Origin of the sequence: Streptomyces sp. NPDC059852 (assembly GCF_042731455.1) — a bacterium.
In the GTDB taxonomy this organism is placed as follows: domain Bacteria; phylum Actinomycetota; class Actinomycetes; order Streptomycetales; family Streptomycetaceae; genus Streptomyces.
Map to the genome: position 1 here is coordinate 107,902 of NZ_JBHWJK010000016.1, position 25,907 is coordinate 133,808.

General features: G+C 72.3%; 28 protein-coding genes. 6 read left to right on the forward strand and 22 right to left on the reverse strand.

Features of this window, described 5'->3' with window-relative positions; all coding sequences use genetic code 11:
• Positions 1-64: 64 nt before the first annotated feature.
• The 9 genes from trpA to hisI form a co-directional block, all read right to left on the reverse strand.
• Positions 65-883 (reverse strand): tryptophan synthase subunit alpha, encoded by an 819-nt coding sequence (gene trpA, locus ACFV46_RS21310; protein ID WP_361930137.1) that lies wholly within the window; start codon positions 881-883, stop codon positions 65-67.
• Positions 880-2,169, reverse strand: a complete 1,290-nt coding sequence (gene trpB / locus ACFV46_RS21315) for a tryptophan synthase subunit beta (RefSeq protein WP_376729563.1) — start codon at positions 2,167-2,169, stop codon at positions 880-882. The genes trpA and trpB overlap by 4 nt, the downstream gene beginning before the upstream one ends.
• Positions 2,170-2,304: 135 nt before the next feature.
• Positions 2,305-2,472: a tryptophan biosynthesis modulator TrpM gene (trpM, locus tag ACFV46_RS21320; RefSeq protein WP_361930141.1), complete on the reverse strand. Its 168-nt coding sequence runs from the start codon at positions 2,470-2,472 to the stop codon at positions 2,305-2,307.
• Between the two features lie 20 nt (positions 2,473-2,492).
• Positions 2,493-3,302, reverse strand: coding sequence for an indole-3-glycerol phosphate synthase TrpC (gene trpC, locus ACFV46_RS21325; protein ID WP_361930143.1), 810 nt, complete (start codon positions 3,300-3,302; stop codon positions 2,493-2,495).
• A gap of 135 nt (positions 3,303-3,437) precedes the next feature.
• Entirely contained in the window at positions 3,438-3,884 is a 447-nt protein-coding gene (locus ACFV46_RS21330) for a DUF2752 domain-containing protein (RefSeq protein WP_361930144.1), read from the reverse strand.
• A gap of 79 nt (positions 3,885-3,963) precedes the next feature.
• Positions 3,964-4,215 carry an HGxxPAAW family protein gene (locus ACFV46_RS21335; protein ID WP_361930147.1) on the reverse strand — a complete coding sequence of 84 codons (252 nt, stop codon included), beginning with the start codon at positions 4,213-4,215 and terminating at the stop codon, positions 3,964-3,966.
• 110 nt (positions 4,216-4,325) lie between these two features.
• Positions 4,326-4,967 (reverse strand): TIGR02234 family membrane protein, encoded by a 642-nt coding sequence (locus tag ACFV46_RS21340; RefSeq protein WP_361930149.1) that lies wholly within the window; start codon positions 4,965-4,967, stop codon positions 4,326-4,328.
• Between the two features lie 70 nt (positions 4,968-5,037).
• Positions 5,038-6,513: an anthranilate synthase component I gene (locus ACFV46_RS21345; protein WP_385499238.1), complete on the reverse strand. Its 1,476-nt coding sequence runs from the start codon at positions 6,511-6,513 to the stop codon at positions 5,038-5,040.
• A gap of 11 nt (positions 6,514-6,524) precedes the next feature.
• The gene (gene hisI / locus ACFV46_RS21350) at positions 6,525-6,932 is read right to left on the reverse strand and encodes a phosphoribosyl-AMP cyclohydrolase (protein ID WP_376729566.1); all 408 of its coding nucleotides are present in this window, start codon (positions 6,930-6,932) and stop codon (positions 6,525-6,527) included.
• Between the two features lie 73 nt (positions 6,933-7,005).
• Between hisI and ACFV46_RS21355 the strand changes: the two genes are divergently transcribed.
• Complete coding sequence (locus tag ACFV46_RS21355; RefSeq protein WP_376729562.1) at positions 7,006-7,641, forward strand: TIGR03085 family metal-binding protein; 636 nt, start codon at positions 7,006-7,008, stop codon at positions 7,639-7,641.
• A gap of 18 nt (positions 7,642-7,659) precedes the next feature.
• On the opposite strand, the gene hisF is transcribed toward ACFV46_RS21355, so the two are convergent.
• The 8 genes from hisF to hisD are packed head-to-tail and all read right to left on the reverse strand — an operon-like array spanning position 7,660 to position 13,365.
• On the reverse strand, positions 7,660-8,415 hold the full coding sequence (hisF, locus tag ACFV46_RS21360; RefSeq protein ID WP_361930159.1) for an imidazole glycerol phosphate synthase subunit HisF: 756 nt from the start codon (positions 8,413-8,415) through the stop codon (positions 7,660-7,662).
• Entirely contained in the window at positions 8,412-8,816 is a 405-nt protein-coding gene (locus tag ACFV46_RS21365; protein WP_361930162.1) for a RidA family protein, read from the reverse strand. The genes hisF and ACFV46_RS21365 overlap by 4 nt, the downstream gene beginning before the upstream one ends.
• Positions 8,813-9,538 carry a bifunctional 1-(5-phosphoribosyl)-5-((5-phosphoribosylamino)methylideneamino)imidazole-4-carboxamide isomerase/phosphoribosylanthranilate isomerase PriA gene (gene priA, locus ACFV46_RS21370; RefSeq protein WP_385499240.1) on the reverse strand — a complete coding sequence of 242 codons (726 nt, stop codon included), beginning with the start codon at positions 9,536-9,538 and terminating at the stop codon, positions 8,813-8,815. Before priA ends, ACFV46_RS21365 begins: the two co-directional genes overlap by 4 nt.
• Positions 9,539-9,542: 4 nt before the next feature.
• Positions 9,543-10,181, reverse strand: a complete 639-nt coding sequence (gene hisH, locus ACFV46_RS21375) for an imidazole glycerol phosphate synthase subunit HisH (protein ID WP_385499243.1) — start codon at positions 10,179-10,181, stop codon at positions 9,543-9,545.
• On the reverse strand, positions 10,178-10,342 hold the full coding sequence (locus tag ACFV46_RS21380; protein ID WP_062675010.1) for a hypothetical protein: 165 nt from the start codon (positions 10,340-10,342) through the stop codon (positions 10,178-10,180). Before ACFV46_RS21380 ends, hisH begins: the two co-directional genes overlap by 4 nt.
• A gap of 4 nt (positions 10,343-10,346) precedes the next feature.
• A complete protein-coding gene (hisB, locus tag ACFV46_RS21385; protein ID WP_037623339.1) occupies positions 10,347-10,940 on the reverse strand; it encodes an imidazoleglycerol-phosphate dehydratase HisB in 594 nt (197 codons plus the stop codon).
• Positions 10,937-12,043 (reverse strand): histidinol-phosphate transaminase, encoded by a 1,107-nt coding sequence (locus ACFV46_RS21390; protein WP_385499245.1) that lies wholly within the window; start codon positions 12,041-12,043, stop codon positions 10,937-10,939. The genes hisB and ACFV46_RS21390 overlap by 4 nt, the downstream gene beginning before the upstream one ends.
• Entirely contained in the window at positions 12,040-13,365 is a 1,326-nt protein-coding gene (gene hisD, locus ACFV46_RS21395; protein ID WP_385499247.1) for a histidinol dehydrogenase, read from the reverse strand. The genes ACFV46_RS21390 and hisD overlap by 4 nt, the downstream gene beginning before the upstream one ends.
• Before the next feature lie 177 nt (positions 13,366-13,542).
• On the opposite strand from hisD, the gene ACFV46_RS21400 reads away from it, so the two are divergent.
• From ACFV46_RS21400 to ybaK, 4 genes are all read left to right on the forward strand, one after another.
• Entirely contained in the window at positions 13,543-15,120 is a 1,578-nt protein-coding gene (locus tag ACFV46_RS21400) for an oxidoreductase (protein ID WP_361930174.1), read from the forward strand.
• A gap of 169 nt (positions 15,121-15,289) precedes the next feature.
• A complete protein-coding gene (locus ACFV46_RS21405) occupies positions 15,290-16,336 on the forward strand; it encodes a hypothetical protein (protein WP_361930176.1) in 1,047 nt (348 codons plus the stop codon).
• Positions 16,337-16,347: 11 nt separating this feature from the next.
• Positions 16,348-17,085, forward strand: a complete 738-nt coding sequence (locus tag ACFV46_RS21410; RefSeq protein ID WP_385499250.1) for an LON peptidase substrate-binding domain-containing protein — start codon at positions 16,348-16,350, stop codon at positions 17,083-17,085.
• 26 nt (positions 17,086-17,111) lie between these two features.
• Positions 17,112-17,612, forward strand: coding sequence for a Cys-tRNA(Pro) deacylase (ybaK, locus tag ACFV46_RS21415; RefSeq protein ID WP_361930180.1), 501 nt, complete (start codon positions 17,112-17,114; stop codon positions 17,610-17,612).
• 49 nt (positions 17,613-17,661) lie between these two features.
• Here ybaK and ACFV46_RS21420 read toward each other — a convergent pair whose 3' ends face one another.
• From ACFV46_RS21420 to ACFV46_RS21435, 4 genes are all read right to left on the reverse strand, one after another.
• A complete protein-coding gene (locus tag ACFV46_RS21420; RefSeq protein WP_361930182.1) occupies positions 17,662-18,408 on the reverse strand; it encodes an AAA family ATPase in 747 nt (248 codons plus the stop codon).
• A gap of 34 nt (positions 18,409-18,442) precedes the next feature.
• Positions 18,443-19,267 carry an ABC transporter permease gene (locus tag ACFV46_RS21425; protein ID WP_385499251.1) on the reverse strand — a complete coding sequence of 275 codons (825 nt, stop codon included), beginning with the start codon at positions 19,265-19,267 and terminating at the stop codon, positions 18,443-18,445.
• Positions 19,268-19,355: 88 nt separating this feature from the next.
• Positions 19,356-20,330, reverse strand: a complete 975-nt coding sequence (locus ACFV46_RS21430) for an ABC transporter ATP-binding protein (protein WP_361930188.1) — start codon at positions 20,328-20,330, stop codon at positions 19,356-19,358.
• Positions 20,331-20,493: 163 nt separating this feature from the next.
• Entirely contained in the window at positions 20,494-21,708 is a 1,215-nt protein-coding gene (locus tag ACFV46_RS21435; RefSeq protein WP_376729555.1) for an NYN domain-containing protein, read from the reverse strand.
• Positions 21,709-21,955: 247 nt separating this feature from the next.
• On the opposite strand from ACFV46_RS21435, the gene ACFV46_RS21440 reads away from it, so the two are divergent.
• Positions 21,956-22,123 (forward strand): hypothetical protein, encoded by a 168-nt coding sequence (locus ACFV46_RS21440; protein ID WP_192806081.1) that lies wholly within the window; start codon positions 21,956-21,958, stop codon positions 22,121-22,123.
• Positions 22,124-22,213: 90 nt separating this feature from the next.
• Here the strand turns inward: ACFV46_RS21440 and dnaE are convergent, their stop codons facing one another.
• Positions 22,214-25,753 (reverse strand): DNA polymerase III subunit alpha, encoded by a 3,540-nt coding sequence (gene dnaE, locus ACFV46_RS21445; protein WP_361930193.1) that lies wholly within the window; start codon positions 25,751-25,753, stop codon positions 22,214-22,216.
• Positions 25,754-25,907: the final 154 nt, after the last annotated feature.

The window sequence follows — 25,907 nt, forward strand, 5'->3', positions numbered from 1 at the left end:
GTTCGAGGGACTCGTACGGAAGGCCCTTCTTCCGACGATGTCCCGCGCCCGGCGCGGTGACCGGCTACGCCTTCCGGCGCACGCCCTCCGCCAGCTCGCCGGCGAGGGCGCGGACGGCCTCGACACCGGCCGCGTCGTCCGGCGCGTCCAGCATCCGCTTGACGAAGGCCGAGCCGACGATCACACCGTCCGCGAACCCGGCGACCTCGGCGGCCTGCTCGGCGTCGGAGACGCCCAGGCCGACGCAGACGGGCAGGTCGGTGCCGGTGGCCCGGGTGCGGCCGACCAGCTCGTGCGCCTGCGCGCCGACGGACGCGCGGGTGCCGGTGACCCCCATCAGGGAGGCGGCGTACACGAAGCCGCTGCCGGCCGCGGTGATCTCGGCGAGCCGCTCGTCCCTGCTGCTCGGCGCGACGACGAACACGGTCGCCAGACCGTGCTTGTCGGCGTGCTCCCTCCACAGCCCCGACTCCTGGACGGGCAGGTCGGGCAGGATGCAGCCGGCGCCGCCCGCCTCGGCCAGCTCGGCGGTGAACCGCTCGACGCCGTAGCGGTCGATGGGGTTCCAGTACGTCATGACGAGGATCGGCTTCCCGGTGGCCGCGTGGGCCTCGCGGACCGTGCGCATCACGTCGGCGATCCTCACGCCGCCGCGCAGGGCGATGTCGTCGGCGGTCTGGATGACCGGGCCGTCGAGCACGGGGTCACTGTGCGGCAGGCCGACCTCGACGACGTCGGCGCCGCCCTCGAGGGCCGCCTTGACCGCCGCGATGCCGCCGTCCACGGTGGGGAAGCCGGCCGGCAGATAGGCGATCAGCGCGGACCGGCCTTCCGCCTTCGCGGCCGCGAGGGTGTCCGACAGCAGCTGGATGTTCCCGCTCATCGGGCGTCCTCCTCGATCTCGGCGGTGTCGGCGGCGTCGGCCGGGACCTCGGCGTCGGCGCCCTCCTCGTACAGCCCGAAGTAGCGGGCGGCGGTGTCCATGTCCTTGTCGCCCCGGCCGGACAGGTTGACGACGATCAGCCCGTCCTTGCCGAGTTCCCTGCCGACCTCCAGGGCTCCGGCGAGCGCGTGGGCGCTCTCGATGGCCGGGATGATGCCCTCGGTGCGCGACAGCAGGCGCAGGGCCTGCATGGCGGCGTCGTCGGTGACCGCGCGGTACTCGCCGCGTCCGCTGTCCTTGAGGTAGGAGTGCTCGGGGCCGATGCCCGGGTAGTCCAGTCCGGCCGAGATGGAGTACGGCTCGGTGATCTGGCCCTCGTCGTCCTGGAGGACGTAGGAGCGGGAGCCGTGCAGGATGCCGGGCTCGCCGGCGGTGAGGGTGGCCGCGTGCTCGCCGGTCTCCACGCCGTGCCCGGCCGGCTCGCAGCCGATCAGGCGGACGGAGGCGTCCGGGATGAAGGCGTGGAAGAGGCCGATGGCGTTGGAGCCGCCGCCGACGCAGGCGATGGCCGCGTCGGGCAGGCGTCCGGCGCGCTCCAGGATCTGGCGGCGGGCCTCGACGCCGATGACCCGGTGGAAGTCGCGGACCATGGCGGGGAAGGGGTGCGGTCCGGCGACCGTGCCGAACAGGTAGTGGGTGCGGTCGACGTTGGCGACCCAGTCGCGGAACGCCTCGTTGATGGCGTCCTTCAGCGTGCGGCTGCCGGACTTCACGGCGATGACCTCGGCGCCGAGCATGCGCATCCGGGCCACGTTGAGGGCCTGCCGCCGGGTGTCGATCTCGCCCATGTAGATGGTGCAGTCGAGGCCGAACAGGGCGCAGGCCGTGGCGGTCGCGACGCCGTGCTGGCCCGCGCCGGTCTCGGCGATGACCCGGGTCTTGCCCATCCGCTTGGTGAGCAGGGCCTGGCCGAGCACGTTGTTGATCTTGTGCGAGCCGGTGTGGTTGAGGTCCTCGCGCTTGAGGAAGACACGGGCGCCGCCCGCCTCCGCGGCGAACCGCGGGACCTCGGTGAGCGCGCTGGGCCGGCCGGTGTAGTTCACCAGCAGGTCGTCGAGCTCACGGGCGAACTCGGGGTCGTGCTTGGCCTTGTCGTACTCGACGGCCACCTCGTCCACGGCGGCGACGAGGGCCTCCGGGATGAACTTGCCGCCGAACGCGCCGAAGTAGCCCTGCACGTCGGGCACGAGGCCCTCGGGGTCGGGGATGAAGAAGTCGCTGGGCATGCGTGTACCTCACGGTGAGTGTTGATGGAAAAACACGATTCGCCGTGGGGGCGGAGCCTGGTGGTCGGCCTCAGGCCGTGTTCGGCCGGTCGCGCCGCGCGGCGGCAGCCGCACGTCGACAAGAGCCCCGCGCCCCTAGAAGGGGCGCTGCCATCGCCGTCCGTTGACCTGCCCGGGCTCGTCTCCGATGACGTAGCGCACGCGACGGCCGTGCACCCGGCGGGCGGGCGCGCGGCAGCCACGGGGGCGGCAGCCGCGCGCGAGGCGGGCGTACCGGTCCGTGGTGGTGGTCGTGGGCGTCATCGGGGCGATTCTATCGGTGCTCAGCCGCGGCCGTGCCGCAGTGCCGGGTGCTCGCCGGCCGCCACCAGGTCGGAGACCGCCGTCTTCGGGTCCTTGCCGGTGACGAGGGACTCGCCGACCAGGACGGCGTCGGCGCCGGAGTTGGCGTACGCGATGAGGTCGTGCGGGCCGCGGACGCCGGACTCGGCGACCTTCACGAGGCTGTCCGGGATCTCGGGCGCGACGCGCTCGAAGGTGCCCCGGTCGACCTCCAGGGTCTTCAGGTTGCGGGCGTTGACACCGATGATCCTGGCACCGGCGTCGACCGCGCGGTCGACCTCGTCCTCGTCGTGGACCTCGACGAGCGGGGTGAGCCCGATGGACTCGGCGCGCTCGATCAGGGACTCCAGGGCGGACTGCTCGAGGGCCGCGACGATCAGCAGCGCGAGGTCGGCGCCGTACGCGCGGGCCTCCCACAGCTGGTACGACGTGACGATGAAGTCCTTGCGCAGCACCGGGATGTCCACGCGGGCGCGGACGGCCTCCAGGTCGGCCAGCGAGCCACCGAAGCGGCGCTGCTCGGTGAGGACGGAGATGACGGCCGCGCCGCCCGCCTCGTAGTCGGCGGCGAGCCCGGCCGGGTCGGCGATCGCGGCCAGCGCGCCCTTGGACGGGCTGGAGCGCTTGACCTCGCAGATGACCTTGACGCCGTCGCCGCGGAGCGCCGCGACACCGTCCTTCGCCGCGGGGGCCTTCGCCGCGCGCTCCTTGAGCTCGTCGAGGCTGACGCGCGCCTGCCGCTCCGCGAGGTCGGCACGGACTCCGTCGATGATCTCGTCGAGCACACTCACGCGAGCGGCCCCCTTCCAGACGGTTGGCTGAGAAAGCGGTTCAAAACCGATGGTCACTGCGATGGTATCCGGAGGTGGGCCGAGCCCTCGCATCCGGTTGACGCCGGTCCCAGTACCTGGACCTCCATCGGTTGATCAAGGGTGCAGCCGGCCACCGAACGGCGAGTTCCGGACAACGGTGAAGACCAGGGTCAGGGCGCCCACCGCCCACAGGTGCGCCGGCGCGAGATCGATCCGCAGCGGACGGCCCCGTACGGACCGGATCACCCAGACGGTCCACAGCACGGCGAAGAGCGCGTAACCGGCCACCGCGAGCGCGTTGTCCTGGAGTGCCGCCGCGAGGTCGCCGTGCACGACGGCGTGCGCGCCGCGCAGCCCGCCGCAGCCCGGGCAGAAGATCCCGGTGTACTCCAGGAGGGGGCAGGCGGGGTAGTGGCCCGGTTCGTTCGGGTCGACCGCGCCGACGTAGGCGAAGGCCCCGGCGACGGCCGCGAGCACGCCCGCCGGGACGGCCACGCGGCGGGCGAGGGCGGCCGCGCCGGTCGCCGGCGTCCTGCGGCTGTCGGTGTCCACGTCGAGCATTGTGCCCCGGACACGGCGTGAGGGGCGCCCCCGGGCACTCCATCGGTGCCGGGTCGCCCCTCGGTGCGTCACGCGGTGGTCAGCCCTTGGCGCCGGCCGCCTGGCGCTCCTCGGTGGTGAGGTGCGGCTCGTGGGCGTCCTTGGGCTGCCCGAATCCCATGGCGCTCATGATCCAGCCGACGATGCCGCCGAGGATCACGACGCCCATACCGGCCCAGAAGCCCGCGGGCTGGGCCATCACCATGAAGGCGCCCGCCACGCAGAACCCGATGAAGGCGATCGTGACACCGGTCCAGGCGGCCAAAGTGTGACCGTGGCTGCTGCCCGCCATTGCTTGCTCCTCGTTGCCGTGTACGTGTCGTACGTGGGGTGAGCCGGTCGCTCCCGGTCATTGTCCCGCACGCGCGCGCGTGCGGTCATCGGGGGTCGCGGCCGCGGACGTCAGGCTCCCGTGGGGTCCTCGCCCCGGTCGAGCGCCTTCCAGATCTCCTCGGGACGGTCGGGGTCGGCGGGGCGGGCCGCGCGGCGCGGGCGCGGGGCGCCGTTGCGTTCGTAGCGGCCGGACATGCCGGGCCAGATCCGGCCGTAGCGCAGGGCCAGGAGCCCGGCGAGCAGGATCAGGGCACCGCCGGCCGCGGCGGCGTACGGCCAGGCGGTGTGGGTGAGCGACGCGACGGTGGCGGCGGTGTCGCCGGAGGCCCGCGCGGCCTGCTCGTCGAGGGCGGAGCTGTCGGAGGCGCCCAGCAGGGCGGCGGCGACCGTGCCGGCGCCGGAGAGCGCGAGCAGGGCTGCGACCAGGACGCGGCCGGCGCGGCGCACGGCGAAGACGGCGACGAGCGCGGCGAGCCCGACTATCGCCAGGGCCGCGGGGACCCCGGTGACGTCGCTGCCCTTGGCGGTGAGGGGGAAGGAGCCGCCGGCCACCGCGGCGGTGCCCTCCGACCAGCGCTGCCGGGTGGCGAGCAGGGCCACGGCCGCGCCGAGCGCCCCGCTCAGCAGGGCGAGGGCCAGACTCAGACGGCCCGCGCGGGCGGGGCCCGGGGCTTCGGAACGGGGATGAGGAACAGCAGTCACGTACTCCACTATCACCCGAACCCCGCCCGAACGGTGACCCGGGGTTCGGGTGACTGACGCCACGTGGCCGCCGGAGGCCCTAGGCCAGCCGGTTCGCGGTGTGGACGGCGCGCAGGACGGCGGCCGCCTTGTTGCGGCACTCGGTGTCCTCGGCGACCGGGTCGGAGTCGGCGACGATGCCCGCCCCGGCCTGGACGTAGGCGGTGCCGTCGCGCAGCAGGGCCGTACGGATGGCGATGGCGGTGTCGGAGTCGCCGGCGAAGTCGAGGTAGCCGACGCAGCCGCCGTACAGGCCGCGCCGGGACGGTTCGAGTTCGTCGATGATCTGCATCGCGCGGGGCTTGGGCGCGCCGGAGAGGGTGCCGGCCGGGAAGCAGGCCGTCAGCACGTCGAAGGCGGTACGGCCCTCGGCGACCCGGCCGGTGACCGTGGAGACGATGTGCATGACGTGGGAGTAGCGCTCGACGGACATGAAGTCGACGACCTCGACGGAACCGGGCTCGCAGACCCGTCCGAGGTCGTTGCGTCCCAGGTCGACCAGCATGAGGTGCTCGGCGCGCTCCTTGGGGTCGGCGAGCAGCTCGTCGGCGAGGGCCTGGTCCTCCTGCGGGGTCGCCCCGCGCCACCGGGTCCCGGCGATCGGGTGGACCATGGCCCGGCCGTCCTCGACCTTCACGAGGGCTTCCGGCGAGGAGCCGACGACGTCGAACCCGTCGAAGCGGAACAGGTACATGTACGGCGACGGGTTGGTCGCCCGAAGCACCCGGTAGACGTCCAGGGCGCTCGCCGCGCACGGTGTCTCGAAGCGCTGGGAGGGGACCACCTGGAACGCCTCGCCGGCCCGGATGCGCTCCTTGATGTCCTCGACGGCGGCCTGGAAGTCCTCGCCGCCCCACAGCGCGCTGTACTCGGGCAGCTCCGAGGGCGGCAGGACGGCGGGCGGCTGGGCGACCGGGCGGACGAGGTCGGCCTGCATGGCGTCCAGCCGGGCTACGGCGTCGGCGTACGCCTCGTCGACGCCGGTGTCGAGGTCGTTGTGGTTGATCGCGTTGGCGATCAGCAGGACCGAGCCCTCCCAGTGGTCCATGACGGCGAGGTCGCTGGTGAGGAGCATGGTCAGCTCGGGCAGCTTCAGGTCGTCGCGTTCACCGGGGCCGATCTTCTCCAGGCGGCGGACGATGTCGTAGCCGAGGTAGCCGACCATGCCGCCGGTGAAGGGCGGCAGGCCCTCCTGGTGCGGGGTGTGCAGGGCCTCGACGGTGGCGCGCAGCGCGGCGAGCGGGTCGCCGTCCACGGGGACGCCGACCGGCGGGGTGCCCAGCCAGTGGGTCGAGCCGTCGCGCTCGGTGAGCGTGGCGGCGGAGCGCACGCCGACGAAGGAGTACCGGGACCAGGAGCGGCCGTTCTCCGCGGACTCCAGCAGGAAGGTGCCGGGCCGTTCGGCGGCCAGCTTGCGGTAGAGGGCGACCGGGGTGTCGCCGTCGGCGAGGAGTTTGCGGGTGACCGGGATGACCCGTCGGTCGGTGGCCAGCTTGCGGAACGTCTCGAGGTCCATGGCGGCCGGCCCTACTGATCCGCGGCGGGCGCGGCGGTGGCGGCGTCGCCGAGGAGCACGTCCGCGTCGAAGCAGGTCCGGGCTCCGGTGTGGCAGGCGGCGCCGACCTGGTCGACCTGGACGAGCAGCGTGTCGGCGTCGCAGTCCAGGGCGACCGACTTCACCCACTGGACGTGACCGGAGGTGTCGCCCTTGACCCAGTACTCCTGGCGGCTGCGCGACCAGTAGGTGCACCGGCCGGTGGTGAGCGTGCGATGCAGCGCCTCGTCGTCCATCCAGCCGAGCATCAGCACCTCACGGGTGTCGTACTGCTGGGCGATGGCGGGCAGGAGCCCGTCCGCGCTGCGCTTGAGGCGTGCGGCGATCTCGGGGTCCAGCCCACTGGGCGTGCGGGGCGTGCTGGTGGTCATGCCTGCCATTGTGCCGCGCGCGGCGGGCTGCTCCGGGCGGCGTCCACTGGGCGGACCCGGTACGCGGTCGTAGGCTGACAGCATGTCGACCTTCGCACAGCGTGAACGACTCCTCCTCGCCGACCTCTTGGAGGCCGAGGGCCCCGAGGCCCCGACGCTCTGCGAGGGCTGGCGCACCCGTGATCTCGCGGCGCACGTGGTGGTGCGCGAGCGCCGGCCCGACGCGGCCGCCGCGATGCTGATCAAGCAGCTGGGGCCGCGCCTGGACAAGGCGATGGAGGAGTTCGCGGCGAAGCCGTACGAGGAGCTGATCCAGCTCATCCGGACGGGCCCGCCGCGTTTCTCGCCCTTCCAGCTCAAGCAGATCGACGAGGCGTCGAACACCATCGAGTTCTACGTCCACACGGAGGACGTCCGCCGCGCGCAGCCGGACTGGACGCCTCGCGAGCTGGACCCGGTCTTCCAGGACGCCCTGTGGTCCCGCCTGGAGCGCGCCGCCCGGCTGATGGGCCGGGGCGCGCCGACGGGCCTGGTGCTGCGCCGCCCCGACGGCCAGACGGTGGTCGCCCACCGGGGCACCCCGGTGGTCACGGTGACCGGCGACCCCTCCGAGCTGCTGCTCTTCGCCTACGGCCGTCAGAGCGCCGCGAAGGTGGAGCTGGACGGGGACGAGGACGCGATCGCCAAGCTGCACGAGACGAAGCAGCTCGGGATCTGAGCCCTGGGGGGCGCCGGGTCAGCGGACCGGGTGTCCCGCGTCCCGCAGCGCGTCCTTGACCTGGCCGATCCTGAGGTCGCCGAAGTGGAAGACCGACGCCGCCAGGACCGCGTCGGCGCCCGCCTCGACGGCCGGGGTGAAGTCGGCGAGCCTCCCCGCGCCGCCGGAGGCGATCACCGGGATCGTGACGTGCTTGCGCACGGCCCGGATCATCTCCAGGTCGTAGCCGTCCTTGGTGCCGTCGGCGTCCATCGAGTTCAGCAGTATCTCGCCGGCGCCCAGCTCGGCCGCGCGGTGCGCCCACTCCACGGCGTCGATGCCGGTGCCCTTGCGGCCGCCGTGCGTGGTGACCTCGAAGGTGCCCGCGGGGGTGCGGCGGGCGTCCACCGAGAGGACCAGGACCTGACGGCCGAAGCGCTCGGCGATCTCCCGGATGAGGTCCGGGCGGGCGATGGCGGCCGTGTTCACGCCCACCTTGTCCGCGCCCGCGCGCAGCAGCTTGTCCACGTCCTCGGCGGTGCGGACGCCGCCGCCGACGGTCAGCGGGATGAACACCTGCTCGGCGGTGCGGCGCACCACGTCGTAGGTCGTCTCCCGGTTGCCCGAGGAGGCGGTGATGTCCAGGAACGTCAGCTCGTCGGCGCCCTCGGCGTCGTACACCTTGGCCATCTCGACGGGGTCGCCCGCGTCGCGCAGGTTCTGGAAGTTGACGCCCTTGACGACCCGGCCGTTGTCCACGTCCAGGCAGGGGATGACTCGGACCGCCAGGGTCATTGATCCACGGCTCCTCTGTATGCCTCTAGCTCCACTTCGACCAGGATGCGCGGGTCGACGAACCCCTCCACGACCAGCAGGGTCGTGACGGGGCGCACCTGGTCGAAGATCTCCTTGTGGGCGCGGCCCACCTCGTCCACGTCCCGCGGGTGGCTCAGGTACATCCGGGTGCGCACGACCGACTCGGGGCCGAGCCCGAACTCCGCGATCGCCTCCAGCGCGGCGGTGAAGGCCACCTTGGCCTGCTCGTACGGGTCGCCCTCCCCGTACAGGGCCGTTCCCCGGAAGGCGGTGGTGCCGCCCACCAGGACGCGGTCGCCGGCCGCGACGGCGCGCGCGAATCCGAAGGGCTCCTCCCAGGGGCTTCCGCTCTGCACGCGCCGCACGGGCTCGGACGTCATGACGCCACGGCCTCCAGCGCCTCTTCCAGCGTGAACGCCTTCGCGTACAGCGCCTTGCCGACGATGGAGCCCTCGACGCCGAGCGGGACGAGCTCGGCGATGGCCCGCAGGTCGTCCAGCGAGGACACGCCGCCGGAGGCGACGACGGGGCGGTCGGTGGCCGCGCAGACGTTCTTCAGCAGCTCCAGGTTGGGGCCCTGGAGGGTGCCGTCCTTGGCGATGTCGGTGACGACGTACCGCGCGCAGCCCTCCTTGTTCAGGCGCTCCAGCGTCTCGTAGAGGTCGCCGCCGTCACGGGTCCAGCCGCGGCCGCGCAGCGTGGTGCCGCGGACGTCCAGGCCGACGGCGATCTTGTCGCCGTGCTCGGCGATCACCTTGGCGACCCACTCGGGGCTCTCCAGGGCGGCCGTGCCCAGGTTGACGCGGGTGCAGCCGGTGGCGAGCGCGGCGGCGAGGGTGTCGTCGTCGCGGATGCCGCCGGACAGCTCGACCTTGATGTCCATGGCCCCCGCGACCTCGGCGATCAGCTCGCGGTTGTCGCCGGTGCCGAACGCCGCGTCGAGGTCGACCAGGTGCAGCCACTCGGCGCCGGACCGCTGCCAGGCGAGGGCGGCCTCCAGCGGGGATCCGTAGGAGGTCTCGGTGCCGGACTCGCCGTGCACGAGGCGGACGGCCTGGCCGTCGCGGACGTCGACGGCGGGGAGGAGTTCGAGCTTGGCCATGTCTCTACAGGCTTCCGATCCAGTTGGTGAGGAGCTGGGCACCGGCGTCGCCGGACTTCTCCGGGTGGAACTGCGTGGCCCACAGGGCGCCGTTCTCCACGGCGGCCACGAACGGCTTGCCGTGCGTCGACCAGGTGACCTTGGGGGCGGTCATCAGCGGGTTCTCGGTCTGGAAGCTCCAGTCGTGCACGGCGTAGGAGTGCACGAAGTAGAAACGCGCGTCGGCGTCCAGGCCGGCGAACAGCTCGCTGCCGCCCGCCGCCTCGACGGTGTTCCAGCCCATGTGGGGCACGATGTCGGCCTGCAACGGCTCGACCGAGCCCGGCCACTCGCCGAGGCCCTCGGCCTCGACGCCGTGCTCGATGCCGCGCGCGAAGAGGATCTGCATGCCGACGCAGATGCCCATGACGGGGCGTCCACCGGACAGCCGCCGGTCGATGATCCAGTCGCCGCGGGCGTCGGTGAGCCCCTGCATGCAGGCGGCGAAGGCGCCGACGCCGGGCACGAGCAGCCCGTCGGCGTTCATGGCCTTGTCGAAGTCACGGGTGATCTCGACGTCGGCCCCGGCGCGGGCGAGGGCCCGCTCGGCGGAACGTACGTTGCCGAAGCCGTAGTCGAAGACCACGACGTTCTTGGCGGTCAATTCCACACCTCCAGCCTCAAGACGCCGGCGACGAGGCACAGCGCGGCACTGATGGAGAGCAGCACGATGAGGCTCTTGGGCATCTGCTGCTTGGCGAAGGAGATGATGCCGCCGACCAGGAAGAGGCCGACGACGATCAGGATGGTGGACAGCCCGTTCATGGGGTTACAGCGCGCCCTTCGTCGACGGCAGGATGCCGGCCGCGCGCGGGTCGCGCTCGGAGGCGTAGCGCAGGGCGCGGGCGAGGGCCTTGAACTGGCACTCCACGATGTGGTGGGCGTTGCGGCCGTAGGGCACGTGCACGTGCAGCGCGATCTGCGCCTGCGCCACGAAGGACTCCAGGATGTGCCGGGTCATCGTGGTGTCGTACTCGCCGATCATCGGCGCCATGTTCTCGGGCTCGGTGTGCACGAGGTAGGGGCGGCCGGAGAGGTCGACGGTGACCTGGGCGAGGGACTCGTCCAGCGGGACCGTGCAGTTGCCGAAGCGGTAGATGCCCACCTTGTCGCCGAGGGCCTGCTTGAAGGCGGCGCCCAGCGCGAGGGCGGTGTCCTCGATGGTGTGGTGGGAGTCGATGTGCAGGTCGCCCTCGGTCTTGACGGTGAGGTCGAACAGGCCGTGGCGGCCGAGCTGGTCGAGCATGTGGTCGTAGAAGCCGACGCCGGTCGCCACGTCGACCTTGCCGGATCCGTCGAGGTCGATCTCGACGAGGACCGACGTCTCCTTCGTCACCCGCTCCACACGTCCTACGCGGTTCATGCGCTCTGCTCCTTCTTCAGTTCACGGACCGCGTCGAGGAACGCGTCGTTCTCTTCGGGGGTGCCGGCGGTGACCCGCAGCCAGCCGGGTACGCCGTTGTCCCGGACCAGGACGCCCCGGTCGAGGATCTTCTGCCAGACGGCGTGCGCGTCGTCGAAGCGCCCGAACTGCACGAAGTTGGCGTCCGAGGCGGTGACCTCGTAGCCGATGGCGAGCAGTTCGGTGACCAGTCGGTCGCGCTCGGCCTTCAGCTGCTCGACGTACTTGAGCAGCGTGCCGGTGTGTTCCAGGGCGGCCAGGGCGGTCGCCTGGGTGACGGCCGACAGGTGGTACGGCAGCCGGACCAGCTGGACGGCGTCGACCACGGCGGGGTCGGCGGCGAGGTAGCCGAGGCGCAGGCCGGCGGCGCCGAACGCCTTGGACATGGTCCGGGAGACGACGAGGTGGGGCCGTCCGTCGAGCAGCGGCAGCAGTGAGTCGCCGTGGCTGAACTCGACGTACGCCTCGTCGACGACGACCATCGACGGCTTCGCCGCCTGCGCGGCCTCGTACAGGGCGAGGACGGTCTCGGTCGGGACCGCGCTGCCGGTGGGGTTGTTGGGCGTGGTGATGAAAACGACGTCGGGCCGGTGCTCGGCGATCGCCTTCTCGGCGGCGGCGAGGTCGATCGTGAAGTCGTCGTCGCGCGGGCCGGAGATCCAGCCGGTGCCGGTGCCGCGCGCGATGAGCGCGTGCATGGAGTACGACGGCTCGAAGCCGATCGCGGTACGGCCGGGGCCGCCGAAGGTCTGCAGCAGCTGCTGGATGACCTCGTTGGAGCCGTTGGCCGCCCAGACGTTGGCGAGGCCCACCGGGTGGCCGGAGGTGTCGGTCAGGTACGCGGCGAGCCGGGTGCGCAGCTCGACCGCGTCCCGGTCGGGGTAGCGGTTGAGGTCACGGGCGGCCTCGCGGACGCGCTCGGCGATCCGCTCGACCAGGGCCTCGGGCAGCGGGTAGGGGTTCTCGTTGGTGTTGAGCCGGACGGGGACGTCCAGCTGGGGCGCCCCGTAGGGGGACTTGCCGCGCAGCTCGTCCCGGACGGGCAGGTCGTCGATGCGGGTCACTTGCTCTCGGGTACCTTCCAGCCGAACCGTGCCTTGATCGCCGCGCCGTGGGCCGGCAGGTCCTCCGCCTCCGCGAGCGTCACCACGTGGTGCGCGACCTCGGCGAGCGCGTCGCGGGTGTAGTCCACGATGTGGATGCCGCGCAGGAAGGACTGGACGGACAGGCCGGAGGAGTGGCAGGCGCAGCCGCCGGTGGGCAGGACGTGGTTGGAACCGGCCGCGTAGTCGCCGAGGGAGACCGGCGCCCAGGGGCCGATGAAGATCGCGCCGGCGTTGCGTACGCGGTCCGCCACGGCGGCGGCGTCGGCCGTCTGGATCTCCAGGTGCTCGGCGCCGTACGCGTCGACGACGCGCAGGCCCTCGTCGACGCCGTCGACGAGGACGATCGCGGACTGCTTGCCCTTGAGGGCGGGCACGATCCGGTCGTCGATGTGCTTGGTGGCCGCGACCTGCGGCTCCAGCTCCTTCTCCACCGCGTCCGCGAGCTCCACGGAGTCGGTGACGAGGACGGCGGCGGCCAGCGGGTCGTGCTCGGCCTGGCTGATCAGGTCGGAGGCGACATGCACCGGGTCGGCCGTGGAGTCCGCGAGGACCGCGATCTCGGTGGGGCCGGCCTCGGCGTCGATGCCGATCTTGCCGGTGAAGTAGCGCTTGGCGGCGGCGACCCAGATGTTGCCGGGGCCGGTGACCATGTTCGCGGGCGGGCAGGACTCGGTGCCGTACGCGAACATCGCGACGGCGGTGGCGCCGCCGGCGGCGTACACCTCGTCGACGCCGAGCAGCGCGCAGGCGGCGAGGATCGTGGGGTGCGGCAGTCCGCCGAACTCGGCCTGGGCCGGGGAGGCGAGCGCGATCGACTCGACGCCGGCCTCCTGGGCCGGGACGACGTTCATGATCACGGACGACGGGTAGACCGAGCGGCCGCCGGGCGCGTACAGGCCGACGCGGTCGACGGGCACCCACTTCTCGGTGACCGAGCCGCCGGGGACGACCTGGGTGGTGTGCGCGGTGCGGCGCTGCTCGCGGTGGACGAGCCGGGCCCGGCGGACGGACTCCTCCAGGGCCGCGCGCACGGCCGGGTCGAGCTCCGCGAGGGCCTTGTCCAGGGCCTCGGCGGGGACCCGCACCTGGTCGAGCTTGACCCCGTCGAACTTCTCGGCGAAGTCGATCAGCGCCGCGTCGCCCCGATGATGCACGGCCTCGCAGATCGGACGCACCTTCTCCAGGGCGGCCGAGACGTCGAAGTCGGCTCGGGGCAGCAGGTCGCGCAGGGCGGGGCCCTCGGGGAGGGCGTCGCCGCGCAGATCGATTCGGGAGATCACGTACCCAATTCTCTCAGACCCGCGTCCGGCACCGTGGACGCGTATCAATGGCTGATACAGAGCGTCCCGGGAACCCGGAAGATCCTCTTCACGTCTTGCGTTCGGGGCGTCACTCAGCGGGCATGACGGTGGTACGGGGCCACCGACTCGCGAGTAGCCGAGGAGGATGAGAAGGACGTGACCGAGGGGGCCGGCATCCGGGACGGGGACCTGCCGGACGATCTGACCGCCGCCGAGGCCGGGATGTGGCAGGCGTTCCGCAACGGCAGCGTGTACGACCTGAGCAGCGGCGACACGGTCGTCGACGATCCGCACGGCGGGCATCCCTGGGGCGACGAGCGGACCGTGCGGGCCCGCATCGTGTGCTGGCTGCTGCTGGACGGGCCGCCACCGCTCGCGGGCCGGGTCTCCTCGCTGAAGCTGGTGGGCGTGCAGGTCAGCGGCGCGCTGGATCTGGCGGGCGGCACCGTGGAGCCGTACGTCGAGATGCGGGGCTGCCGCTTCGAGCGGGAGGTCCTGCTGCCGGAGGCCCGGTTCACGACGCTGCGGCTGGTGGACTGCTCGGTGCCGCGCCTGGAGGCGGCGCGGGTGCACACCGAGGGCGATCTGCATCTGCCGCGCTGCCGCTTCCACAACGGGGTGCGGATCACGGACGCCCACATCGGCACGGATCTGCTGCTCAGCCAGGCGGTGGTGTACCGGGACCGCAGCGGCCGTTCGATCGCCGGGGACGGCATGAGCGTCGGCCAGGACCTCCAGGCCGAGATGCTGGAGTCGCACGGCGAACTGAGTCTGCGCGGCGCGAGCATCGGCGTGTCACTGAGCCTGCGCGGGGCCCGGCTGGTCAACCCGTACACCCGGCTCGCTTTGAACGCACCGCAGCTGACCGTCGGGCGGACCCTGTATCTGACCCCGGCGGGGGTCGGCAGTCCGCTGCTGAGCGGGCGCACCCCCGCGCGCGGGACGCGGGTCCAGCGGTTCGAGTGCCGGGGCGGGGTGCGGCTGGACGACGGGCGGTTCGGGGACGCGGTCGACCTGGAGCGGGCCCGGTTCGTCTTCACTGACGAGCAGGAGCTGTCGATGCGCCGCGTCCAGACGCCGGAGCTGCGCTTCCTCGGGGAGCGGATGGAGCGCGGCCGGGTGGTGCTGTCGGGGGCGCGGGTGGTCAACCTGATGGACCGGGCGGACGCCTGGCCGGGGCCGGGGCTGCTGCACATGGGCGGCTTCGGCTACGAGAACCTGGTGCCGCGCGGCCCGTTTCCGCTGGAGCGGCGGCTGGAGTGGGTGGCCGCCGCGACCGCCGAGTACAACCCGGAGCCGTACGAGCTGCTGGCCTCCGTGCTGCGGGCGGGCGGGGAGGACGAGGACGCGCGCGAGGTGCTGCTCGCCAAGCAGCGCCGGCGGCGCGAGACGCTGCCCCCGGCCGGGAAGCTGTGGGGGTACGTCCAGGACTGGATGGTCGCCTACGGCTATCGGCCCGGGCGGGCCGCGGTGTGGATGGCGATCCTTTGGGCGGCGGGCTCGGTGGCCTTCGGGTACGCCGACCATCCGCCGATCAAGGGCAGTGAGCATCCGACGTGGAATCCGACGCTGTTCGCACTGGACCTGCTCCTGCCGGTGATCGATCTGGGACAGGTGGGGTTCTGGCAGTTCAGCGGGGTCTGGCAGTGGCTGGCGGCGGCGATGATCCTGCTGGGCTGGATCCTCGCGACGACGGTGGCGGCGGGGGCGACCCGGACGCTGCGGCGGAACTGAGGCTCGTGGGGCTTTTGATGATGTGGGGATCTGTGTGACCCATGAGCTGATTTCATGGATGTCCGACTGTTGTTGAACAGTTGACCTTTACCGGTTCTTGACCGACGGGGATACAACTTTCGCCGTCTTCGCCGTTCCCTCTGGCGCGGGCGTGACCTGCGGACCTTCAATGGTCGACACCATGGCTCTGCTGCTCCCGTTCGGCCGGGCGTCCCGGACGCCCCGGCCCCCAGCGCAGCACCCCGCCGCCGGGCTCCCCGCCGACGACGAGGTGCTCCTCGACGCGCCCGACGACCGCCTGGGCCCCGCTCTGGTCGCGGCCGGGCAGGGATCCCACCGCGCCGCGGCGGACCTGCTCGCCGCCACCCGCGCGCACGGGCGGTGGGAGGACCGCGACCGGTACGTCCTGCGGCTGGCCGCCTTCGCCCGCTCCCGGCCGGAGTGGGTGCAGGCGTGGTACGCGGCCGCGCCCGACGACCCGGACGTCCTGCTGCTGCGCGCCCAGCTCGCCGTGGACCACGCCTGGCGCTCCCCGGCCCGGGCCGAGCTGCTGCGCGGTGTGAGCCCGCTGATCACCGCCGCCGCCCGGGCCGACGACCGCGACCCGGTGCCCTGGCGCCTCGCCCTGGACCACGCGCGCGGCTCCCGCGCCGGCCACACGTACTTCGGCGAGCTGTGGGAGGCGGCCCTGCGCCGCGCCCCGCTGCACTACGGCTGCCATGTCGCCGCCCTGCGCTACCTGGCCTCCTCCTGGCACGGCTCCCACCGGGAGTGCCTGGACTTCGCCGACCGGGCCGCCCAGGACTCCCCCGCCGACTCCCTCGTCCAGGCGCTGCCGGCCCGGGCGGCGCTGGCCTACCTCGACGACGGATGCGGCCCCGGCGTGCCCCCGGAGCGGCTGCACGCGGCGGCCGACCGGGCGGTCGCGCTGTCGGCCCGCTTCCCCGCGGCCGACCCGTGGCCCGCCGCGGTGCGCAACAAGCTGACGTACGTCCTGGTCGAGCTCGGCCGCTGGGAGGACGCCCTGGAGCAGCTGCGGCTGATCGGGCCGTACGCCACGTCCTACCCGTGGAGCCGGTTCGCGGAGGATCCGCTGAGCCGGTTCCTGGAGGTGCGGCACCAGGTCCGGCGGCACGTGGGCTCCGCCCCGGCCCGGGGGCGCTCCGGACATCCACCAGGTGGGCGCGCCGGACGCGCCGGACGGCACGACCACTAGGCTGTGGCGCCGTGACCGTCCGCCTTCCGCTCTTCCCCCTGAACTCGGTGCTCTTCCCCGGGCTCGTCCTGCCGCTGAACGTCTTCGAGGAGCGGTACCGCGCCATGATGCGCGACCTCCTCAAGACCCCCGAGGAGGATCCGCGCCGTTTCGCCGTGGTCGCCATCCGCGACGGCCACGAGGTGGCCGCGAGCGCCCCCGGGATGCCCGATCCCACCGCCGTGCCCGAGCGCGGTCCGGCCGCCGGATTCGGCCCCGACCCGCTCAACGCCTTCCATTCCGTGGGGTGCGTCGCGGACGCGGCGACGATCCGGGAGCGGGCCGACGGCACCTTCGAGGTGCTGGCGACGGGCACGACCCGGGTGCGGCTGGTCTCCGTGGACGCCTCGGGCCCGTTCCTGACGGCCGAACTGGAGGAGCTGACCGAGGAGCCGGGCGACGAGGCGGGAGCGCTCGCCGAAGGGGTGCTGCGGGCCTTCCGGCAGTACCAGAAGCGTCTCGCCGGCGCCCGCGAGCGGTCCGTGTCCACCACCGCCGACCTGCCGGACCAGCCGTCCGTCGTGTCCTACCTGGTGGCCGCCGCGATGATGCTGGACACGCCGACGAAGCAACGGCTGCTCCAGGCCCCGGACACCGCGTCACGGCTGCGCGACGAGCTGAAACTCCTTCGCGCCGAGACCTCGATCATCCGTACCCTGCCCTCGCTCCCGGCGTCGGACCTGACCCGCGGACCGACCAGCCTCAACTGACGCACCACCCTGGGGAACGGCCACCAATGGCGAAGAAGTCGAAGAAGCAGCAGCCGGGCGGCACGCCGGCCACCGTCGCGCTGACCGCGGCCGGTGTCGCGTACACCGTCCACTCCTACGAGCACGACCCCGCGCACCCCTCGTACGGCGAGGAGGCCGCGCAGGCGATGGGTGTCTCACCGGACCGCGTCTTCAAGACACTGGTCGCGGACGTGGACGGCGCCCTGACCGTCGCGGTCGTCCCGGTGGCGGGCCAGCTGGACCTCAAGGCGCTCGCTGCGGCGGTCGGCGGCAAGCGCGCCGCCATGGCGGACCCGGCGCTCGCCGAGCGCACGACCGGCTATGTGCGGGGCGGCATCTCCCCGCTGGGCCAGCGCAAGAAGCTGCCCACGGTCCTGGACGCCTCCGCCTCGGACCACGACACGATCTGTGTCTCGGCGGGCCGCCGGGGCCTGGAGGTCGAGCTCTCCCCCGGCGATCTGGCGACGCTCACGGGCGCGGTCCTCGCTCCCGTCGGGCGGGTGTGAACCCTCGGCCCTGCGTGTGTGAACCCTCGGCCCGGCGTGTTCCCCGGGCTCAGCCCTTCGGGGGGCCGTACGTGTCCTTCGCCCGGTCCTGCGGCGGCTGCTGCTGGTACGTGTCCGGCTCCCGCGGGCCGAACAGCGCCGTCAGCCCGAGGTGCACCACCAGGGCCGCGAGCGGCCAGGCCAGCCAGGCGCCCTTCGCGCCGAGCTTCAGCGGCGCCGGGAAGGTGACGCCCTTGCCCACCGCCTTGGCGTGGGCGATGACGTTCTCCGTGGGGCCGAGCCAGACCCCGATCCGCCAGGCCAGCAGCGACCCGAGGAAGCCGCCCAGGGCCAGCCCCACCACCAGCGGCACACCGCCGCGCCGCCGCCACAGGAACACGGCCACGGCGCTGACCAGGCCGAACGCGAGCGCGAGCAGCGTGAACGTTCCGTCCACCCCGATGGCCTGCTCGCCCTCGGAGTCCTTGAAGTAGACGACCCAGCCGTCGTCGACGACGTCCCCCACGAGCGGCACGCTGGGCGCCAGCCGCCACCACAGCACCCCGAGCAGCGCGCCGAGGAGCGCGACCACCACGGTGATCACCGCGCCCTCGCGCAGTTCGGTCTTCATACCGGGACCGTCCTGTCCGTACGAGCCCGGCGCACCGTACGGGCCGGGCGAGCCCTGCGGACTCCCGGCGGCGTCGGATATGGCGTCGTGCGGCACGGCGGCCGTGTACCCGGCAGCGGGCGGCTGCCACCCCCCGGGGGAGGACGGGTCACGCGGCGGCGGAGGAGGAGTCAGCGGAGCGGTCACCCTGCCATCGTGCCAGGCCGCCCCGTGCGGCGCGTCACCGGACGGCCGCCCGGCGGTAGGCCCAGGTGGCGACGGCCAGCGAGACGACGCCGACCACCGCGCACACGGCCAGGTCACCGAGGACGAACCCCCAGGCGGGCCGCTCCCCGAAGGTCCGCGCGAACGCCTCCACGCCGTAGGTCGAGGGCAGCAGGTCGCGGGCGAACCGGACCACCTCGGGCATCCGGGCGGCGGGCAGGACGCCCAGCAGCAGCGCCGCCGACATCCCGAGCTGCCCGAGCAGCGTGGCGAGCTCGGGGCGCGGCGCGAGCAGGCCGAGGGCGGCGCCGAGCCCGGCGAGCGCGGCTCCGGCGAGCGGGATCACCGCGAGAAGGATCCACAGGTGGGTCATCGGCAGGCCGAACAGCAGGCAGCCGGACACGGCGGTCACCACGGTCCCGGGCACCGTGAAGGAGGCGTACGCCCCGGCCGCGCCGAGCACCACGGCCGCGGGCGGCACCGGGAGCGTCGCGTAGTGGTCGAGCCCGCCGCTGGCGCGCAGCTGCCCGAAGTACTGGGCGAGGAGGTTCAGCGCGACGAAGGCGACGACCAGCACCGACGAGCCGGCCACCACGGCCTGCGCCTCGGCCCCGCCGTCGACGACGCCGCGCATCAGGATCATGATGCCGACCGACTGGAAGGTCGCCACGAACAGCAGCGGGATGCGCGCGACCCGCGCCCGGGACAGCTGGGCCCGGTACACGGCGCACAGCGACGGCCACAGGCGTGCGCGCGGCCCGAGCTCGGCCGGGGCCCGGCCGGACGTCTCGTCCGCGGCCAGGGCGCCGCCCGGCAGAACCTCGGCGGGTACGACACTCACGTGGCGCTGCTCCCTTTCGCACGGGGGATCGAGACAACGGTGGCCCTGCTCCGTACGGCGTCCAGTACGGATCCGGCGGTCCGCGTGCTCACGCCTTCACCAGCCCCTTCTGCGCGGCACCGCCCAGCGCCAGGTAGACGTCCTCCAGGCTGGGCGTGGCGAGCGTGAAGTCGTCCAGCGCGGCGAAGGCCGCTCCGCCGGTGACGGTGGCGACGACCGTGCGGGCCTCCTCGGGGGCGAGCCGCAGGGTCCAGCGGCGCCCGGACTCGAGGGCGCGGTCCCGCAGCGCGGCGACCTCGGGCACCTCCAGGGGCGCCCGCTCCCGCCACAGCAGCTCGACACGGACCTCACCGGCGACGTGTTCCTTGAGGCCGGACGGCGAGTCGCAGGCGATGACCCGGCCCCGGTCGAGGACGGCGACCCGGTCGAGGACGGTCTCGGCCTCGATGACGTTGTGGGTGACGAGGAGCACGGTGGTGCCCCGCTCGGCCCGCCGGCGGTCCACGGCGGACCACACGGCCCGCCGGGCGACCGGGTCCATGCCGGTGGTCGGCTCGTCCAGGACGAGCAGCGGCCGCTCCCCCACCAGCGCGGCGGCGAAGCAGGCCAGCCGCCGCTGTCCCCCGGAGAGCTTCTTCAGGGGGCGTCCGGCGATCGGGGCGAGCCCCAGTTCGTCGAGGACGGCGTCCCGCTCGGCCCGGGCCCGCCGCACGTCCAGGCCGCGCAGCCGTCCGGTGGTCTCGGCGGCGAGGGACACGGTCAGCTCGTCCAGGGCCGACGACTCCTGGCCGAGGTAGGCGAGGATGCGCGCGGCCCGCTCGGGGTGGCGCACGATGTCGTGCCCGAGGATCTCGACGCTGCCGGAGTCGGGCCGCATCAGCCCGGTCAGCTGCCGTACCAGGGTGGTCTTGCCGGCGCCGTTGGGCCCGAGCAGCCCGAAGATCTCGCCCTGGGCGATGTCGAGCCGGACGTCGTCGGTGGCCCGCACCGCGGGCGTGCCGGGCGCTCCGCGGCGCCCCCGGACCTCCGGGTAGGTCTTGGTCAGCCCGCGCACGGCACACACGACGTCACCACCGTGCCGAAGTGCCTGTCCCGCGCGCGTACTCACAAGGCACGAGGGTACGGGGTCCGGATGCCCGATCCGTCCCCGGGGCGGCCGGTCACGGCGAATCGCCTGCTCGCCGCCCGCGTCGGCACGCCGGGCGCGCGGCACGGCGGGGCGGGGGTCAGTCCGCCGCGGACGCGTGCTCCGCCGTGCGGACGTCGATCTCGCGCCAGAAACCGGCCCGGATCGCATACCGGTCGTGCTCGTCGATCTGGTCGTCCTTGTGGGCGAGCAGCCCGAAGCGGGCCGCGTACCGCAGCAGCTCGCCGTCGATGCGGTGCGGGATGCGCGGGTACATCGACGAGAGCTTCTGCAGGTGCCCCTGCTCCCCCAGCCGTCCCATCCAGCGGCGCGCGAAGACCTGTCCGACCTCGTACGGGTCGCCGCCGACCGTCGTGATGTCCTCCTCGCGGTCGGCCCAGCGCTGCTCTGCGGTGGTGAGCTGCGCGAGGGTCGGCATGGAGGCGATCTCCGGCGGCTCGGACGCGGTGCCGGGACGGTCGACCCACCCCTTGTCCGAGGACCAGCGAAGGGTCGCGTTCGCCGGGGGCTGGGGGTGCTGGACACCGGGCGCGCGCAGGGCGGCGAGGTCCTTCGGCGTGGGGACGCCCTTGGGCGCCGGGACCCGCTCGGGGGCGCCGGTGTCCGCGCCGGCGGCCGGGGCGTGCTCGGGCTCCTCGGAGGGGCGCTCCGTCCGCGCGCCGAGCGCGGAGTCCGGCAGCGGCGCGGACAGGATGGCGGCGATCTCCGGGCGGGGCACCGGCGGCGGCGCGCAGACGCCGGTCAGTTCCTTGGCGCGGACGGCCTGGGTGATCCAGGCGCGGTCGAGGACGCGGCGTTCGTCCGCCTCGGCGACCAGGTCCTCGGACTGGTTGTAGTCGCCGTCGGCGGCCTGCACGGCCCACAGGTGGACGGCGACCCCGTGCTCCTTGGCGGCCATCATGCCGGGGAGCAGGTCGCCGTCGCCGGTGACCAGCACGACGTCGGAGCAGGCGCGGTTGCGGGCGAGCTCGGTGAGTTCGGCGTGCATCGCGGCGTCCACGCCCTTCTGCGCCCAGCGGCCGTCGCTGCGGGTCAGGGCGCCCAGCCGGACGGTGACCCGCGGCATCACGCGCAGCCGGCGGTGTTCGGGCTGGGGCACGCGGTCGGGGGCCCCGTCGAACCAGTAGATGCGCAGCAGGGGCTGCTGGGTGTCCGACTCGGCGCAGGTGCGCAACGCCTGGATGAGGGCGGCGTGGTCGACGCTGATCCGCGACCGGGAGGGTTCCCCGGCGAGCAGGCTGGCGGCGGCCCCCAGCAGATACCCGGCGTCCACCAGGACGATGCAGCGGTCCACACGACTCACCCTCTTCCCGGGAGGTTTGCTTCAGGCTTCCTTCGAGTCTGCCCGACCGTGCGGGGGTTAACGGGCCGAACTCGATCTTCGGCGTGGCGTTTCGGCGTATCGGGTCGGCGCCTTGGCGGGGCGGGCGCCCCGACAACCGCCACTACACAGGGTAATTATCCGACATGCACTCTTTGTCAGCCTATGTGAATCTGGTCCCGGCCCTGGCCCCTAGATCCCCCACAGGAGGCAGATCACCATGGCCAAGAACAAGAAGCAGGACCGTAAGCAGCCCCAGTCCGCGCGTGGTGCCCGGCAGAACGAGACCACCACGGTGATGGAGCCCCCGGCCGAGCCCGCTCTCGCGCAGGCCGGCCCCGGCGACATCGCCCGCAAGGGCCGGCAGAAGCGCTTCGGTCACAACTGAGATCTGCGTAAGGGTTGTTGAGACCCGGATACGACGAAGGGGCGCGTCCCGTGCGGGAGGCGCCCCTTTCGTACGGCCGCGGGTGACCGCTCAGCCGGCCAGGCAGGACGGGCCGAGCAGCACCTTGAGATCGCCGAACAGCGCCGGATCGGGCTTCACCCGGTGCCGGTCGAGCCGCAGCACGGTCGTCTTCGTCGGGCCCTGGAGCTTGATGCGGACCTCGCTCTCGCCCTTGTGGTGGCTGAGGATCTCGCCGAGCCGGCTGACCATCGGCGGGGTGACCCGGGTGGCCGGGATGGTGAGGATCACCGGCGCGTTGGCGCCCGCGTTGGACAGGTCGGGGACCTGGAGCTCCATCGCGACGAGCCGCGGTACGTCCTCGCGCTTGTCGAGCCGGCCCTTGACGAACACGACCGCGTCCTCGACGAGTTGGGTCGAGACGAGCTGGTAGGTCGCCGGGAAGAACATGCACTCGATGGACCCCGCGAGGTCCTCGACCGTGGCGATCGCCCAGGCGTTGCCCTGCTTGGTCATCTTGCGCTGCAGGCCCGAGATGATGCCGCCGATGGTGACGACCGCGCCGTCCGCGTGCTCACCACCGGTGAGCTGGGAGATGCCCGCGTCCGCCTTGTCGGACAGCACGTGCTCCAGACCGAAGAGCGGGTGGTCGGAGACGTACAGACCGAGCATCTCCCGCTCCTGGGCGAGCAGATAGGTCTTGTCCCACTCCTCGTCGGTGAACTGCACGTCGAGTCCGAAGCCGGGCTCGTCGCTCTGCTCCTCGCCCATCCCGCCGAAGAGGTCGAACTGGCCCTCGGCCTCCTTGCGCTTGACCGCCACGACGTTGTCGATCATCGGCTCGAAGTGGGCGGTGAGGCCCTTGCGGGTGTGCCCGAGGCTGTCGAACGCGCCCGCCTTGATCAGCGATTCGGTGGTCCGCTTGTTGCAGGCGGCGGCGTCGATCTTGTCGAGGTAGTCGGGGAAGGAGGAGTACTTCCCCTTCGCCTTGCGGCTCTTGATGATCGACTCGACGACGTTGGTGCCGACGTTGCGGACGGCCTCCAGGCCGAAGAGGATCACGTCGTCGCCCTGGGCGGCGAAGTTGTGCACCGACTCGTTCACGTTCGGCGGGAGCACGCGGATGCCCATGCGGCGGCACTCGTTGAGGTAGATCGCCGACTTGTCCTTGTCGTCCTTGACGGACGTGAGCAGCGCGGCCATGTACTCGGCCGGGTGGTTCGCCTTGAGATAGGCGGTCCAGTACGACACCAGGCCGTACGCGGCCGAGTGCGCCTTGTTGAACGCGTAGCCGGCGAACGGGACCAGCACGTCCCACAGGGCCTGGATGGCCTCGTCGCTGTAGCCGTTCTTGCGGGCCCCGGCCTGGAAGATCGTGAAGTTCTTCGCCAGTTCCTCGGGCTTCTTCTTGCCCATCACCCGGCGGAGGATGTCGGCCTCGCCGAGCGAGTATCCGGCGACGATCTGGGCGGCCTTCTGCACCTGCTCCTGGTAGACGATCAGGCCGTAGGTGACGTCCAGGACCTCCTTGAGGGGCTCCTCGAGCTCCTTGTGGATGGGCGTGATCTCCTGCTGCCCGTTCTTGCGCAGCGCGTAGTTCGTGTGGGAGTTCATGCCCATGGGGCCCGGGCGGTACAGGGCCGACACGGCGGAGATGTCTTCGAAGTTGTCCGGCTTCATCAGGCGCAGCAGGGAGCGCATGGGGCCGCCGTCGAACTGGAAGACGCCGAGGGTGTCGCCGCGCTGGAGCAGTTCGAAGGTCGTGGGGTCGTCCAGCGGGAGGCTCAGGAGATCGATGTCGATCCCCTTGTTGGACTTCACCATCTTCACGGCGTCGTCCATGATCGTCAGGTTCCGCAGGCCGAGGAAGTCCATCTTCAGCAGGCCGAGCGACTCACAGCTCGGGTAGTCCCACTGCGTGATGGTCACGCCGTCGGTGTGCCGGACCCAGACGGGCACGTGCTCGGTGATGGTCTCGCTGGACATGATCACGCCGGCGGCGTGCACACCCATCTGCCGGACCAGGCCCTCCACGCCGCGCGCGGTGTCGATGACCTTCTTCACGTCCGGTTCGTTCTCGTACATCGCGCGGACCTCGCCCGCCTCCGAGTACCGGGGGTGGTTCGGGTCCGTGATGCCGGAGAGGGGGATGCCCTTGCCGAGGACGTCGGCGGGCATCGCCTTGGTGATGCGGTCGCCCATCGCGTACGGGTAGCCCAGCACGCGCGCGGAGTCCTTGATCGCGTTCTTGGCCTTGATGGTGCCGTAGGTGCCGATCATGGCGACCTTGTCGGCGCCGTACTTCTCCGTCACGTACCGGATCACCTCGACGCGCCGGCGCTCGTCGAAGTCGATGTCGACATCGGGCATGGAGATGCGCTCGGGGTTGAGGAACCGCTCGAAGATCAGGCCGTGCGGGATGGGGTCGAGGTCGGTGATGCCCATGGCGTACGCGACGATCGAACCGGCCGCGGAGCCTCGGCCGGGGCCGACCGCGATGCCGTTGTTCTTCGCCCACATGATGAAGTCGGCCACGACGAGGAAGTAGCCGGGGAAGCCCATCGAGATGATGACGTCCATCTCGTAGTCGGCCTGCTTCTGCCGGTCCTCGGGGATGCCGCCCGGGAAGCGGCGCTCCATGCCGCGGCGGACCTCCTCCTTGAACCAGGTGACCTCGGTGTAGCCCTCGGGGATGTCGAACTTGGGCATGAGGTCGCGCTTCTCGAACATGCCCGTGGTGTCGACCATCTCGGCGACCAGCAGGGTGTTGGCGCAGCCCTCCTGCCAGGCGTCCGAGGAGTCGATGGCGTACATCTCGTCCGTGGACTTCAGGTAGTAGCCGGTGCCGTCGAACTTGAAGCGGTCCGGGTCGGAGAGGTTCTTGCCGGTCTGGATGCACAGCAGGGCGTCGTGGGCGGTCGCCTCGTGCGCGTACGTGTAGTGCGAGTCGTTGGTGACCAGCGGCGGGATGCCGAGCTTCCTGCCGATCTCCAGCAGGCCGTCGCGGACCCGGTGCTCGATGTCGATGCCGTGGTCCATCAGCTCCAGGAAGTACCGGTCCTTGCCGAAGATGTCCTGGTAGTCGGCGGCGGCCTTGAGCGCCTCGTCGAACTGACCGAGCCGCAGCCGGGTCTGGACCTCGCCGGAGGGGCAGCCGGTGGAGGCGACGATCCCCTCGGACCACTGGGAGATGGTCTCCTTGTCCATCCGCGGCCACTTCTGGAGCCAGCCCTCGGCGTACGCGTCGGAGGAGAGGCGGAAGAGGTTGTGCAGCCCCTTGCTGTTCACGGCCCACATCGTCTTGTGGGTGTAGCCACCGGAACCGGAGACGTCGTCGCGCTTCTGGTGGGGCTGGCCCCACTGGATCTTGCGCTTGTTGCGCCGGGACTCGGGGGCGACGTACGCCTCGATCCCGATGATCGGGGTGATCCCGGCCTTCTGCGCGGAGTGGAAGAAGTCGTACGCCCCGTGGAGGTTGCCGTGGTCGGACATGGCGATATGGGTCATGCCCATCTCGTTGCACGCGTTGAACATGTCCTTCAGCCGCGCGGCACCGTCCAGCAGCGAGTACTGGGTGTGGACGTGCAGGTGCGTGAACGGCGGCTTCGACACGACGTGGCCTCCATGGGAAACACTCGGTGACAGGCGGGCGGACACTTCCGGGGACAGCGTCGAAGTCTATGCCTCGGGACTGACACGTACGGGTCTGCCCCGCGTACCTTCACAGCGAGGGCCCGCGGGCACTTTCCGGCGGGCCCGCCCGTTC